This is a genomic window from Variovorax sp. RCC_210 (genome assembly GCF_041355175.1).
Classification (GTDB): domain Bacteria; phylum Pseudomonadota; class Gammaproteobacteria; order Burkholderiales; family Burkholderiaceae_C; genus Variovorax.
Map to the genome: position 1 here is coordinate 552,149 of NZ_JBFUPJ010000001.1, position 14,717 is coordinate 566,865.

Consider the following 14,717-nt stretch of genomic DNA (forward strand, 5'->3'; position numbering starts at 1 on the left):
TCCATCTGAAGGACCCAGCATGATGAAACACCCCTTGCCACGCTTCGCGCTCGCCGCGGCACTGCTTGCCGTGAGCGGCTACAGCTTTGCGCAATTCGGTGGTGGTGGCGGTGGCATGGGCGGCATGGGTGGTGGACGGCGCGGCGCGCGGCCCGACACTTCTGCCAGCCCGCGCGGCGACAACCTCTCCACGCCCGCCACCGCCGCCGGCAAGGTGCGCGACAAGCTCTACGACCTGCGGCTGCAACTGATGATCGAGCCCGCGCAGTCCGCGGCGTGGGACCGCTTCGCCGATGCGGTGTGGGACACGGTCGGCCACGGCGGCATGGCCAGCGCGCCCCCGGCGGACGACCAGACGGCCGTGCAGTTCGTGCAGCAGCGCGTGGCGCAGGCGCAGGACCGCACGCGGCGCATGCAGGCGGTGGGCGATGCGCTGAGTGCGCTCTACGAGACCATGACGCCCGAGCAGCGGCACATCGCCGACCAGAACCTGCCGGCAGTCATTCCCTGAGTTCGCGCCGCGCAGGCGGATGGGGCCTCAAGGGCCTTCAAGGGCTCAAGACGCCAGGTCGAAGCAGCAGCCCGCGTAGTAGGGCTTGTCGCCGCCGTCCACGAAGGGCACCTCGATGGGCTTGCCCTCGTTACGCCACACGTCGCGCTTCTTGTAGCCCGAGCGCGCGAGGTCGGCCAGCAGCTCGTCATGGTGCTGGATGCGGTAGGGGCACACGGCCACGCCGATGCTGTTGAGCGTGAAGATGGTGCGCTCGGGGTGCACGGCCGTGGTGTTCATGACGATGCGACGCGGCTTCACCGGCAGCGACGACAGGATCGCGTCCATGCGCGTGGGCAGGTACTGCAGGCTGCCCGAGGCGTACAGCACGTCGCAGCCGGTTGCGTCGCGGTAGTCGGTGGTGAAGTCGAGCTGCCCGGTGGCCTCGCGCTTCACCGCCATCGCGCGGCCGGCCTCGACCACGCCGGGCACGTCGCACACGGTCCAGCGCAGTGTGTCGGGGTAGGTCAGCACGCGCCGGAACGCGTAGTACTTGATGCCCACGTGCCCGCCCAGGTCGAAGATGCGCGTCATGCCCGCGTCGATGGAGCGGCCCAGCCAGAACAGGCCCGGGTAGTCGTAGAAATAGATCTGCGGGCTGTAGAGCTCGCCCGCGTCGGCGTTGGCGTAGCCCACGGCCTTGCTGGGCGGCGCACCGGCCTCGGCCGCCGCGAAGCTGTCGAAGGACCCCATGAAGAGGTTCTCGTCCGTGTTGCTCAGGAACTTGCGCCGGTACGCGCTTTCACGCGGCGGGAACTGCAGAAGGCTGGACAGCATGTTGTATGTCTCCGGTGGCCCGTTCATTCTGATGGCAACCAAAGTATTCAAGACGTAAAACCATGTGCGGTGGTGGCGGTTACCCCGTAGGGGTTACATACCGCGCGTTGCCTGCGCGTCGGTGTTCTCGTCGAGGTTCTTCTTCAGGAAGGTCTCCAGTTCCGTCAGCACGCGCACGCGGTCTTCCTCCCGGCTGAGCGTGTGGTCGCCCAGCGGCAACTCCACGTAGCGGGTGTTGGAGTGGCCGGCCTTCTTCAGAGCCTCGGCCATGTCGCGCGACTGCTCGACCGGCACCACCGCGTCCTGCGCGCCGTGAACGAGCAGCACCGGCACCTTGATCTCGCCCGCGCGCAGGGCGGGAGAAGTCTGGCGCAGCTTGTCGCGGTCGCCCCACCAGGTGCCGATCTGCGCCTCGGCGCCGAGTTCGTAGTCCATGAAGCGCTGCGAAAAGCTCAGCAGGTCGCGCAGGTCGCTGGGGCCAGCGAAGCTGACGACGCAGCGGTACAGCGCGGGGTCTTTCACCGCGCCCATCAGCGCGGCATAGCCGCCGTAGCTTCCGCCCACGATGCACACGCGCCGAGCGTCGGCAATGCCTTGGTTGACCAGCCAGCGCAGGCCGTCGGCCAGGTCGTCCTGCATCTCCAGGCCCCAGCGCTTGCGGCCGGCCTCGCGAAAGTCTTGCCCGTAGCCGATGGAGCCGCGGAAGTTGAGCTGCAGCACGGCCCAGCCGCGACTTGCCAGGAATTGCGCCCAGTAGTCGTAGCGGCCGGTGTCGGCAGACGCGGGGCCACCGTGGGGCAGCAGCACGGTGGGCAAGGGCACTGCCTTGTCCTGATCTTTGGCATTTGCTTCGCGTGCGGGCGGTAGTGTCAGGTAGCCCTCCAGCGCCAGCCCGTCGCGGCTGGTCAGTGCGATGCGCTTCGGCGTGGACAGCGGCAGGCCCTCGAGGCTGGGGTGCGTGTCGGCCAGGCGCACAAGCTGCCGGTTCGTCCAGTTCATCGTGAAGTACTGCGGAGGCCGCGAGCCCGCGACCGACAGCACGATGCTTTGCTGCCCGGCGTCGTCGTCGCTCACGATGCGGTTGCCGCGCTGGGGCAAGGCGCGGTCCAGTGCGTCCTGCCGCTGGCGGGCCGCGTCGTTCCAGTACACGACGCGCGACACGTCGGTGCGGTAGTCGAAGCCGACGACGCGCCGCGTCCGCGGCTCGCGCAGCAACTCGCCGCGCACGTCGAAACGCGCATCGGCCAGCAGGGTCTCGCGCGGAAAGGCCGGGTCTTGCAGGTCGATGCGCACGAGCGCGTCGCGGCCGTCGACCGGGGCCAGCGCGTAGAGAAAGCGCGGGTCGGCGTCGAAGCCCAGCGGCTTCAGCGCCAGCCGCCGCGCTTCGGCGGGGTCGGTGCCTTCGTAGCTCATGAGGGGGCGCCAGCTGCCGGAGCCCGAGCCGATTTCGTCCTTGTTTTCGCTTTTGTTTTCGGCAGGCGCGGCGGGCGGCCTGACCATCACGCGCAGCACTGTGCGCGTCACGCCGTAGCCCAGGCGCACCTCGCCCTGTGCATCGGCCATCCACTGGCGGATGCCGCCCAGGTTGCGCTGCACCAGGCGCGAACGGCCGGTGCGCGTGTCAAGCCGGTACACGTCGGGCTGCCCGGGTGCGCTCGCGTCGAGGGCGATGAGAACCGTCTCCGGCTCGTTGGGCAGCGCGCCGACGATGCGGTCCTGAAACTGCGGAACACGCCGCGCCCGCTCGAAGGCGTTGCCCTGCTGGATGCCCAGCGTCAAGTCGCCCTTCAGGTTGCCGCCGTCGCGGTCGACGGCGATCAGCCGCGACTCGAAGGTGCGAACCCCGCGCCGGTCTTCCTGGAACCGCGCGCCCACCAGCACGCGCCGACTGCCGGCCCAGCGCACCATGCCGATGGTGTATTTGTCGCCGTCGGACTTCAGCACGATCCGAGGCTTCTCGCCGAAGCCGCTGACCACCACGTAGCCCTTGCCGTCGATGGTCTGCACCATCACCGCGCCGCGGCCGTCGGGCGAGAGCTGGGGCTGCTCGATGGCGGGCAGCTCGGCGAAGGCGTGGAGGGGGATGGGTGTTGCAGTGGGCTCGGCCGCGAAGGATGTGCCGAGGCCGGCGGCCCACAACGCGGCCGAGCAGAAGATGCGTCTGTGCGCAATGTGCATGAAGGACTCCCTGGAAAAAAGGCCGGGGCAGTCTATCGGCGAGGGCAGCTCACATTCTGTTTACACGCCCACGCAGCAGGAAGGGGGAAAGGACGGCGTCTTGCCCGCGGCACTTCACTCCAAGTGCCCAGGGCACCTCACGCCAGCTGCCCGCTCGCCAGCGCCGCCGCCGCGGCGCGCGTCTCCACGCCCAGCTTCTCGAAGATGTGCTCCAGGTGCTTGTTCACCGTGCGCGGGCTGGTGCCCAGGATCTCGCCGATGTCGCGGTTGGTCTTGCCCTTGGCGAGCCAGGAGAGCACCTCGGTCTCGCGCGGGGTCAGCGCGGCATCGGCCAGCCGCGCCGACGTGGTGCCGGCGCCGCCGTCGCGCTGCAGCGCGAACAGCAGCATCGTCTCGCCCAGCGCCGCCGCGCCCAGGTTGCGCACCGACAGCCGCATGCCCGTGGCGGTGCCGATGGCCATCGACGCGCCCGCCGCCAGCGCCGGTTCGATGGACGCGGGCAGCAACCCCGGCGCCACCGGGTCTTCGAGCGCATGCAGCCACAGCGCGGCCTGCGGCGAGCGCCAGGCGATGCGCCCGCGCGTGTCGACGAACACCACGCCCATGCCGGCCACGTCGACCGCGTCGCGTGCCATGCGCGTGATGCGGGCGTTGCGCGCATGGGTGTGCAGCCGCGCCAGCACCTCCTGCGCGCGAATGGGCTTCACCACGTAGTCGACGCCGCCGCATTCGAAGCCCTCGACCACGTGCGCGGTTTCGGACAGCCCCGTCATGAACAGCACCGGAATGTGCGCCAGCGCCGGGTTGGCCTTGATGCGCCTGCAGGTCTCGAAGCCCGAGAGCCCGGGCATCAGGCCGTCGAGCAATATCGCGTCGGGCACCACCAGCTCCAGCCGCTGCAGCGCGGCCTCGCCGTCGGCGGCCACCAGCACGGTGTAGCCGCTGGCCTCCAGCGTGTCGCACAGCATGCCCAGGCTGCTGGGGGCGTCGTCGACCACCAGCACCACGGGCCGTTCGGCCTCGGGGCGGGCGGCCGCATCGAGAGAACCGGGGGAAACAGGAGATCCAGGGGATTCAGGGGGCGAGGGTGTCTGCATCTTCAGCCAGTGCGTTGCGAAGGTTGTCGAGCTCGAAGCGCGTGACCATGCCGCGCAGCCAGGTGCAGGTGGCCGCCGCGCCGGGCGATGCGGCGGCCAGCCGGTCGAGCGCGGTGTGCAGGCCGCGCACATGGCCCATCTGCACCAGGCGCATGAGTTCGGCGCGGTCGTCTTCCGGCAGCGCGAGCGACGCGGGGCGCCGCGGTGCGGCCTCGTCGGTGGCGGGCGGCAGCGCGTCGGCGGCCGAGAGCCATTCGAGCCCGAGGTGCCGCTCCAGCGTGGCGATCAGCTCCGACTCGATCACCGGCTTGCCCACGAAGGCCTGGCAGCCCGCGGCCAGCAGGCGCTCGGGCTGGTTCTCGAACATGTTGGCCGAGACGATGACGATGGGAATGTCCGCGAAGCCCGAGGCCCGCACCGACGCGGCGGTCTGCCAGCCGTCCATGTCGTCCATGGTCAGGTCGAGCAGGATGGCCGAGGGCAGCTCTTCGCGCAGGCTGTCCAGGCACTCGGTGCCGCTGGCGGCCTCGCGCACCGCGAAGCCCAGCGGTGCCAGCATGCCGGCCAGCATCTGGCGCTGCACGGGCTGGTCGTCGACCACCAGCAGCGTGCGCCGCGCGCCGACGTAGCCCGACACGGGCTGCCTGAAGTTGGGTCCCTTGGCCTGCGGGCCGGGGTCGGCCACCGCGCGCAGGTACACGCGCACGCTGAAAGTGCTGCCCTGCGACGAGGTGCTGGCCAGCTTCAGCTCGCCGCCCATCAGCGACGTGAGCAGCCCGGTGATGGTCAGGCCCAGCCCCGTGCCCGGCTCGCCGCGCCGGCGGCCCGCGGCCCCGCGCTCGAAGGGCAGGAAGATGCGCTGGTGGTCTTGCGGCGCCACGCCGATGCCGGTGTCGACCACGTCGAAGCGCAGCACCTCGCGCCGCGCGTCCACATGCAGCGTGACGCTGCCGCTGTCGGTGAAGCGCACCGCGTTCGTCAGCAGGTTGATGAGCACCTGCCGCAGCCACTTGGCGTCGGCATGCACCCACGGCGGCAGCCGGCCCGCATGGGTGTAGACGAAGGCCAGGCCCTTGTTCTCGGCCTGCGGGCGCACCATGTGCACCAGCTGGTCCAGAAAGGCCGGCAGCGCCAGCGGCGCGGGCTCCAGCTGCAGCCGGCCGGCCTCGATGCGCGCCAGGTCGAGCAGCCCGTCGATCAGCCCCAGCATGTGCTCGCCGCTGCGGTGAATGGTCTGCACCGCCTCGCGCGGCGGCGCGGCGGCGTCGCCCTTCAAGAGAATCTGCGAGTAGCCCAGGATGCTGTTGAGCGGCGTGCGCAGCTCGTGCGTCATGCCGGCCACGTAGCGCGTCTTGGCCTGGTTGGCGGCCTCGGCGGCTTCCTTGGCGGTCTGCAGGGCCGCGTCGGTGCGGCGGTGCGCCTCGATTTCGAGCGCGAGCAGGTTGTTGTGGCGGTTCGATTCTTCCTGCGCCATCTGGCGGCTTTCGCTGCCCAGCACCACCCACCAGGCGGCCACCGCGGCCACCACCGACAGCAGCGCGAACACCTTCAGGAAGGCCGTGGCCATCACCGCGTCGCTGGTGCCGGCCAGTGCCTCCTGCGCGTACACCACGCCCACCACCGTGGCCAGCAGCGCGATGAGCGAGGCCGCCACCAGCAGGTAGTGCGCCACCCTGAAGTTGAGCCTGGCCGACAGCGCCGGCGGCAGCATGGCCTGCAGCCAGCCGCTCATCTGCTCGGCCGCGCGCGAGTCGGTCTTGCAGCGGTCGTGGCAGCGCGACTCCAGCGTGCAGCACAGCGAGCAGATGGGCGCGCTGTAGGCCGGGCAGTGGGCCATGTCCTCGGACTCGAAGCTGTTGTCGCACACCGAGCACTTCACGCTCTGGCCCGGCGCCCAGCGGTCGATGTCGGTGCGCGCCAGGTAGTAGCGCCCGCGCGTGCGCCATGCCAGCAGCGGCGACACCGCCATGGCCGTGGCCAGCGCGATGAAGGGCGAGAAGGCCTTGGCCCACTGGCCCAGCGCGCCCGAGTACGCCAGCATGGCCAGCGCCGCGGCCACCAGCATGGCAACCAGCCCGACGGGGTTGATGTCGTACAGGTGCGCGCGCTTGAACTCGATGGTCTTCGGGCTCCAGCCCAGCGGCTTGTTGATGACCAGGTCGGCCACCAGCGCGCCCACCCATGCGATGGCGATGTTGCTGTACACGCCCAGCACGTGCTCCAGCGCGGCGAACACGCCCAGCGCCATCAGCAGTATGGCGATGGCCACGTTGAACACCAGCCACACCACGCGCCCCGGATGGCTGTGCGTGAGCCGCGCGAAAAAGTTCGACCACGCCAGCGAGCCCGCGTAGGCGTTGGTCAGGTTGATCTTCATCTGCGAGACCACCACGAACAGCACCGTGATGCCCAGCACCCAGGCCGGGTCGCGCAGCACGTACGAGAAGCCCGTGAGGTACATCTGCGTGGGCTCGACCGCGTGGTTGGCCGGTATCTCGTGCTGCAGCGCCAAAAAGGCGAGAAAGGCGCCGCCCATCATCTTCAGCATGCCCGGCACGATCCAGCCCGGCCCGGCAATGAGCACCGCGGCCCACCAGCGGCCGCGGTTGGCGGCGGTTTTCTCGGGCAGGAAGCGCAGGTAGTCGACCTGCTCCCCGATCTGCACCACCAGCGAGAAGGCCACCGTGGCGGCGGCGCCGAACATGAGCGGGTCGAAGCCGCTGCTGTCCGACGTGCGGCCCACGAGGCCGGTGAAGTCGGCGTACAGCTCGGGCTTTTTCACCAGCACCGCGATGAAGGGGCAGACGAACAGCACGATCCAGATAGGCTGCGTCCACAGATGCAGGCCCGATATGAGCGTGATGCCGCGCGCCACGAGCGGAATGATCACGATGGACGACACCAGGTACAGCAGCCACAGCGGCCAGTCGAGGTACATCTGCAGCGCCAGCGAAAGAATGGCCGCCTCCAGCGCGAAGAAGATGAAGGTGAAGCTCGCGTAGATCAGCGAGGTGAGCGTGGAGCCCAGGTAGCCGAAGCCCGCGCCGCGGGTGAGCAGGTCCATGTCCACGCCGTGGCGCGCGGCGTAGTACGAAATCGGCAGGCCGGTCAGAAAGGTGATGAGCCCCACCACCAGGATGGCCCACAGCGCGTTGGAGAAGCCGTAGCTCAGCGCGATCGCCCCGCCGATGGCCTCCAGCGCCAGGAACGAGGTGGCGCCGAAGGCCGCGTTGGCCACGCGGAACTCCGACCACTTGCGAAAGCTGCGCGGCGTGTAGCGCAGCGCGTAGTCCTCCAGCGTCTCGTTCGCGACCCAGGCGTTGTAGTCGCGGCGGATGCGAAAGATCTTCTGTCCGGACACGGAGACGGAAGCGGGTTGCATGGTGGGTTCTCGCGGCGGCGGTGGCATGGATGCGGACACAGCAAGAAGCGCTCCCTGCGTCCATTCCATGGCCATCGACCTCGTGGTCTGGCCCGCGAGTCTGCGGGCAGGGCGTGCGCACGCCGCTACGTTGAATGACGTATTCGCGAACACGCGGCCGATTTCTAAAGTGCCAGCCATGGTGCTCGAGGCGCCGGCCGGTGCACTTCGATGGTGCGCCGCCTCTTTGGCTCCTTGGCTCCTTGGCTCCTCGGCCTCTCTATCGCTCGTTTTCATTCATCCCCGTTCCTCAACCTGCTGGAGTTTCCTGATGTCGCGTGATTCCGATACTTCTCTCGATGCCCTGGCCTTGCGCCGACGCCGCCTGCTGCAGGGCGCCGCCGCGCTGCCCGTGATGGGCCTGAGCGGCCTGAGCTTCGGCCAGGGGCAGTTCCCCACCGCCAAGGTCAACACCACCAAGCTCGCGGTGACCGACACCGAGGTCACCGTGGGGCAGCTGCATTCGTCCACCGGCACCATGGCCATCTCGGAAACCGGCTCCATCCAGGCCGAGCAACTGGCCATCGACCAGATCAACGCCATGGGCGGCGTGCTGGGCCGCAAGATCAAGGTCATCAAGGAAGACGGCGCCTCCGACTGGCCCACCTTCGCCGAGAAGTCGAAGAAGCTGCTCGTGAACGACCACTGCGCCGCGGTGTTCGGCTGCTGGACCAGCGCCTCGCGCAAGGCCGTGCTGCCGGTGTTCGAAAAAGAGAACGGCCTGCTGTACTACCCCACCTTCTACGAAGGCCTGGAGCAGAGCAAGAACGTGATCTACACCGGGCAGGAAGCCACGCAGCAGATCATCTGGGGCCTGGACTGGGGCGCGAAGGAGAAGAAGGCCAAGACCTTCTTCCTGGTGGGCTCCGACTACATCTGGCCGCGCACCTCCATGAAGATCGCGCGCAAGCACATCGAGAACTTCCAGAAGGGCTCGGTCAAGGGCGAGGAGTACTACCCGCTGGGCCACACCAACTTCAACTCGCTCATCAACAAGATCAAGGTGGCCAAGCCCGACTGCATCTTCGCGGCGGTGGTGGGCGGCTCGAACGTGGCCTTCTACAAGCAGCTGAAGGCCGCAGGCATCACCGGCGACAAGCAGTTCCTGCTGACGCTGGCCGTGACCGAGGACGAGATGACCGGCGTGGGCGGCGAGAATTTCGCGGGCTTCTATTCGTCGATGAAGTACTTCCAGTCGCTGGACAACGAGAACAACAAGAAGTTCGTCTCGGCTTTCAAGGCCAAGTACGGCAAGGACGCGGTGATCGGCGACGTCACGCAGGCCGGCTACCTGGGGCCGTGGCTGTGGAAGGCGGCGGTGGAGAAGGCGGGCAGCTTCGACGTGGACAAGGTGGTTGCCGGATCGCCCGGCATCGAGCTGAAGACGGCGCCCGAAGGCTACGTGAAGCTGGACGCGAACCACCACCTGTGGAGCAAGGCGCGCATCGGGCAGGGGCAGCTGGACGGCACGTTCAAGGTGGTGGCGGAGTCGGCGGAGCTGATCAAGCCGGACCCGTTTCCGAAGGGCTACCAGTAAGCGCTGCATTTCTCCCTGACTTGCTCCCTCCCCCTCTGGGGGAGGGCAGGGGTGGGGGCAAGCAGCGGTTGATAAGGCCTTGCGCTTGCCAGCGCCGCTGTGCCCCCATCCCAGCCTTCCCCCAGAGGGGGAAGGAGCCAATACCCCCAAACACCGGAACACCTTGCCATGACTCTGTCGGACATGATGAACATCGGCCTCATGCAGGGCTTCGCGGGGCTGAGCCTCTTCGCGGTGCTGCTGCTCATGGGGCTGGGCCTGGCGATCATCTTCGGCCAGATGGGCGTCATCAACATGGCGCATGGCGAGTTCATGACCATCGGCGCCTACTCGATCTACCTGGCCGCGCGCGTCACCGAAAGCCTGGCGCCAGCGTTCATGCCGTACTACTTTCCGATCGCCATCGCGCTGGCCTTCGTGTTCGCCTTCATCACGGGCTGGATCGTGGAGTGGGTGCTGATTCGCCACCTCTACAAGCGCCCGCTCGACACGCTGCTCGCCACCTGGGGCGTGAGCCTGGGGCTGCAGCAGGTCTTTCGCACCTTCATCGGCCCGAAAGAGGTGAGCCCCACGCTGCCCGAGTGGCTCATGGGCTCGTGGACGCCGCACGAGGGGCTCGACATTCCCATCAACGGCCTGTTCGTGCTGGTGCTCACCGCGCTGGTGACTAGCGGCGTGCTCATCGCGCTGCACAAGAGCCGCTGGGGCCTGCGCGTGCGCGCCACCGTGGCCAACCGCACCATGGCCAATGCCACCGGCATCGACACCATGAAGACCGACCGCCTGACGTTCGCCATCGGCTGCGGCATCGCCGGCGTGGCCGGCGCGGCCTTCACCACCATCGGCTCGACCGGGCCCACCTCGGGCTCGCTGTACATCGTCGACGCCTTCCTGGTCGTCACCTTCGGCGGCGCGGCCAGCCTGTTCGGCACCGTGGTCTCGGCCTTCGGCATCGCGCAGACGCAGTCGATCTCGGAGTTCTTCATGACCGGCTCGATGGCCAAGGTGCTGACGCTGTCGCTGATCGTGCTGATCCTGATGATGCGGCCCCAAGGCCTGTTCGCCGTGAAGGTGCGCCGTTGATGAACCCGATTGATTCCAGGAGAACGTTCCGATGAATTTCATCAAGGCCTCGATCCAGCGTTACCAGCTCGGCAGCCTGCTGCTCCTGGTGCTGCTGCTGGCGGTGGTGTTGCCGCTGTCGCTCGACATCTTTCGCCTCAACCTCGTGGGCAAGTACCTCACCTATGCGTTCGTGGCCGTGGGGCTCGTCATGGTGTGGGGCTACGGCGGCGTGCTGAGCCTGGGGCAGGGCGTGTTCTTCGGCATCGGCGGCTATGCGATGGCGATGTTTCTCAAGCTCGAGGCCTCCGACCCGGTGTCGACCAAGATCCAGACCACGCCCGGCATTCCGGACTTCATGGACTGGAACCAGATCACCGAGCTGCCCGCGCTGTGGTTGCCCTTCAAGAGCCTGCCGCTGAGCCTGGCGCTGGTGGTGCTGGCACCGATGGCGCTGGCCTGGCTCGTGAGCTTCGCGATGTTCAAGCGGCGCGTTGGCGGCGTGTATTTCGCGATCATCACGCAGGCCGTGGCGCTGATCTGCACCGTGCTCATCATCGGCCAGCAGGGCTACACCGGCGGCGTGAACGGCATGACCGACCTGAAGACGCTGCTGGGCTGGGACACCCGCACCGACAGCGCCAAGTACGTCCTGTACTACGTGTGCGTGGGCCTGCTGGTGGCGAGCATCCTGCTGTGCCGCTGGGTGCAGACCAGCAAGCTGGGCACGCTGCTGCTGGCCATGCGCGACAAGGAAGACCGCGTGCGCTTCTCGGGCTACGACGTGTCCAACTTCAAGGTGTTCACCTTCTGCCTGGCGGCCGGGCTCTCGGGCATCGGCGGCGCGATGTTCGCGTTGCAGGTGGGCTTCATGTCGCCGAGCTTCGTGGGCATCGTGCCCTCCATCGAGATGGTGATCTTCTGCGCCGTCGGCGGCCGCATGAGCCTGGTGGGCGCGGTGTACGGCGCGCTGCTGGTCAACGCGGGCAAGACGCTGTTCTCCGAGAGCTTCCCGGACCTGTGGCTGTTCTTGATGGCCGGCCTGTTCATCGGCGTGACCATGGCCTTTCCGATGGGGCTGGCCGGTGTGTGGGAAGAAAAGATCCGCCCATGGTGGAAGTCGCGCCGGCAGGCGTTGCGCGATGCGGCGGTGAAGCCGCCGGCCACCACGGCACCGGTTGCGCCACCGGCGACACAGCCACCCGAACCCGCGCTGCATGAACTGCCCGACGGTGTCGGCAGCCAGCGCGCCTGACCCGGAGCCACACCCCGTGAGCAACACAGACTTCGCGCTCGCTGTCGAAGACCTCACCGTGTCCTTCGACGGTTTCAAGGCCATCGACGACCTCACGCTGTACATCGACCGCAACGAGCTGCGCGTCATCATCGGCCCCAACGGCGCGGGCAAGACCACGCTGCTCGACCTCATCTGCGGCAAGACCCGCGCGAGCGCCGGCAGCATCAAGTTCAAGAACACCGAGCTCACGAAGATGGCCGAGCACAAGCGCGTGCGGCTGGGCATCGGCCGCAAGTTCCAGACACCGTCGATCTACGAGAACCTCAGCGTGTTCCAGAACCTGGAGGTGTCCTTCCCCAAGGGCCGCTCGGTGTTCGGTGCGTTGGCGTTCAAGTGCGACGACGAGGTCAAGGCCAAGGTACAGGCCATTGCCGTGGAGATCGGCCTGGCCGACCGCCTCGACACCGAGGCCGGCCTGCTGAGCCATGGACAGAAACAGTGGCTGGAGATCGGCATGCTGCTGATGCAGGAGCCCGAGCTGCTGATGCTCGACGAGCCCATTGCCGGCATGAGCGCGCGCGAACGCGAACTCACCGCCGACCTGCTCAAGCGCATCTGCCAGAACCGCGCGGTGATCGTCATCGAGCACGACATGGCGTTCGTGAAGCAGATCGCGCACAAGGTCACCGTGATGCACCAGGGAAAGATCCTCGCCGAAGGGCCGATGGAGAAGGTGCAGGCGGATCCCAAGGTCATCGATGTCTACCTGGGGCATTGAACGACGCGGATACCCCGCCGTCGTGATCGTTGGGCAGTGCAGTCGTTGAGCGCAGATCAAACGCCCTGAATAAGAGCATCAAGAACGCATACAGGAGCCATGAAGATGAGCAACACCATGCTGAAGGTAGAAGACCTGCACGTAGCCTACGGCCAGAGCGAGGCCCTGCACGGCCTCTCGTTCGAAGGCCAGGCCAACGAGACCATCGCCATCATGGGCCGCAACGGCATGGGCAAGACCACGCTGTTCAAGAGCCTCATGGGCATCCTGCCGCTGAAGAGCGGGCGCATCGAGGTGGCGGGGCAGGACGTGTCGCGCGACGAGAGCTTCAGGCGCGTGGCCAAGGGCATCGCCTACGTGCCGCAGGGCCGGATGATTTTCCCGACGCTGACAGTGGAAGAGAACATCCAGACCGGCCTGGAGAACTCCAAGACGCGCCGCATCCCCGAAGAAATCTACGCGCTGTTCCCCGTGCTGTGGGACATGAAGGGCCGCAAGGGCGGCAACCTTTCCGGCGGGCAACAGCAGCAGCTCGCCATTGCACGCGCGCTCGTCACGGACCCCAAGGTGCTGCTGCTCGACGAGCCCACCGAGGGTATCCAGCCTTCGATCATCAAGGACATCGCCAAGGCGCTGAACGAGATCCGCAAGCTGCGCGGCATCACCATCGTCGTGTCCGAGCAGGTGCTGAGCTTCGCGATGGACGTGGCCGACCGGCTGTTCGTCATCGAAGGCGGGCGGCTCGTGCACGAGACCGCGCGCGACAAGACCGATGTGGACCACATCAAGGCCTATCTCTCCGTTTAACCACCACCCACCAGGAGCCACTGCACATGACGGACACGCTGATCAAGGTCGACCTGACCAAGCCACCCACCGAGAACGAGAACATCCACAACCGCTGGCACCCCGACATTCCGATGGCCTGCTGGGTCAACCCCGGTGACGATTTCATTCTCGAGACCTTCGACTGGACCGGCGGCTTCATCAAGAACAACGACAGTGCCGACGACGTGCGCGACATCGACCTGAGCACCGTGCACTACCTGTCGGGCCCCGTGGGCGTGAAGGGCGCGGAGCCGGGCGACCTGCTGGTGGTCGACCTGCTCGACATCGGCGCCAAGCAGGACAGCCTGTGGGGCTTCAACGGATTTTTCTCGAAACAGAACGGCGGCGGCTTCCTCACCGACCACTTTCCCGAAGCGCAGAAATCGATCTGGGACTTCAAGGGCATGTTCACCAGCTCGCGCCACATTCCGCGCGTGAACTTCGCGGGGCTGATCCACCCCGGCCTCATCGGCTGCCTGCCCGACAAGCCCATGCTCGACATGTGGAACGAGCGCGAAGGCAAGCTCATCGCCACCGACCCGGACCGCGTGCCCGGCCTGGCCAACCCGCCTTTCGCCGGCACCGCGCACATGGGCAAGATGACGGGCGATGCGAGTGCCAAGGCCGCGGCCGAGGGCGCGCGCACCGTGCCGCCGCGCGAGCACGGCGGCAACTGCGACATCAAGGACCTGTCGCGCGGCTCGAAAGTTTTCTTTCCGGTGTACGTCGATGGCGCGGGCCTGAGCGTGGGCGACCTGCACTTCAGCCAGGGCGACGGCGAAATCACCTTCTGCGGCGCCATCGAGATGGCGGGCTGGGTGCACATGAAGGTCACGCTCATCAAGGGCGGCATGGCCAAGTACGGCATCAAGAACCCCATCTTCAAGCCCAGCCCCATCACGCCGCAGTACAACGACTACCTCATCTTCGAAGGCATTTCGGTCGACGAGAGCGGCAAGCAGCACTACCTCGACGTGAACGTGGCCTACCGCCAGGCCTGCCTGAACGCCATCGAGTACCTGAAGAAGTTCGGCTACTCGGGCGCGCAGGCCTATTCCATTTTGGGCACCGCGCCTGTGCAGGGCCACATCAGCGGCGTGGTCGACGTGCCCAACTCGTGCGCCACGCTGTGGCTGCCCACGGGCATCTTCGACTTCGACATCAACCCCAACGCGCTGGGCCCGGTGAAGATGCTCGACGGCAGCGTCGACATGCCGCTGTCGCCCGACCTGCGCTGAAGGCGGCACGCGCC

General features: G+C 67.4%; 11 protein-coding genes. 7 read left to right on the forward strand and 4 right to left on the reverse strand.

The features are described 5' to 3' along the window. The first annotated feature begins 19 nt into the window (after positions 1-19). A complete protein-coding gene (locus AB6807_RS02730) occupies positions 20-511 on the forward strand; it encodes a Spy/CpxP family protein refolding chaperone (RefSeq protein ID WP_371083410.1) in 492 nt (163 codons plus the stop codon). Between the two features lie 45 nt (positions 512-556). Here the strand turns inward: AB6807_RS02730 and AB6807_RS02735 are convergent, their stop codons facing one another. From AB6807_RS02735 to AB6807_RS02750, 4 genes are all read right to left on the reverse strand, one after another. Further along, positions 557-1,327, reverse strand: a complete 771-nt coding sequence (locus tag AB6807_RS02735) for a TIGR04325 family methyltransferase (protein ID WP_371083411.1) — start codon at positions 1,325-1,327, stop codon at positions 557-559. A gap of 93 nt (positions 1,328-1,420) precedes the next feature. After that, on the reverse strand, positions 1,421-3,505 hold the full coding sequence (locus AB6807_RS02740) for an alpha/beta fold hydrolase (RefSeq protein ID WP_371083412.1): 2,085 nt from the start codon (positions 3,503-3,505) through the stop codon (positions 1,421-1,423). Between the two features lie 137 nt (positions 3,506-3,642). Continuing rightward, entirely contained in the window at positions 3,643-4,602 is a 960-nt protein-coding gene (locus AB6807_RS02745) for a response regulator (protein ID WP_371083413.1), read from the reverse strand. After that, the gene (locus AB6807_RS02750) at positions 4,580-8,011 is read right to left on the reverse strand and encodes an ATP-binding protein (RefSeq protein ID WP_371084141.1); all 3,432 of its coding nucleotides are present in this window, start codon (positions 8,009-8,011) and stop codon (positions 4,580-4,582) included. Before AB6807_RS02750 ends, AB6807_RS02745 begins: the two co-directional genes overlap by 23 nt. Positions 8,012-8,294: 283 nt before the next feature. On the opposite strand from AB6807_RS02750, the gene urtA reads away from it, so the two are divergent. The 6 genes from urtA (at position 8,295) to fmdA (ending at position 14,703) form a co-directional block, all read left to right on the forward strand. Continuing rightward, positions 8,295-9,560 (forward strand): urea ABC transporter substrate-binding protein, encoded by a 1,266-nt coding sequence (gene urtA, locus AB6807_RS02755; RefSeq protein WP_371083414.1) that lies wholly within the window; start codon positions 8,295-8,297, stop codon positions 9,558-9,560. 168 nt (positions 9,561-9,728) lie between these two features. Then, positions 9,729-10,643: an urea ABC transporter permease subunit UrtB gene (gene urtB / locus AB6807_RS02760; protein ID WP_371083415.1), complete on the forward strand. Its 915-nt coding sequence runs from the start codon at positions 9,729-9,731 to the stop codon at positions 10,641-10,643. 31 nt (positions 10,644-10,674) lie between these two features. Beyond that, complete coding sequence (gene urtC, locus AB6807_RS02765; RefSeq protein ID WP_371083416.1) at positions 10,675-11,877, forward strand: urea ABC transporter permease subunit UrtC; 1,203 nt, start codon at positions 10,675-10,677, stop codon at positions 11,875-11,877. Positions 11,878-11,893: 16 nt separating this feature from the next. Beyond that, the gene (gene urtD / locus AB6807_RS02770; protein ID WP_371083417.1) at positions 11,894-12,637 is read left to right on the forward strand and encodes an urea ABC transporter ATP-binding protein UrtD; all 744 of its coding nucleotides are present in this window, start codon (positions 11,894-11,896) and stop codon (positions 12,635-12,637) included. 117 nt (positions 12,638-12,754) lie between these two features. Next, on the forward strand, positions 12,755-13,444 hold the full coding sequence (gene urtE, locus AB6807_RS02775; RefSeq protein ID WP_371084142.1) for an urea ABC transporter ATP-binding subunit UrtE: 690 nt from the start codon (positions 12,755-12,757) through the stop codon (positions 13,442-13,444). 26 nt (positions 13,445-13,470) lie between these two features. Next, positions 13,471-14,703 carry a formamidase gene (gene fmdA, locus AB6807_RS02780; protein WP_371083418.1) on the forward strand — a complete coding sequence of 411 codons (1,233 nt, stop codon included), beginning with the start codon at positions 13,471-13,473 and terminating at the stop codon, positions 14,701-14,703. Positions 14,704-14,717: the final 14 nt, after the last annotated feature.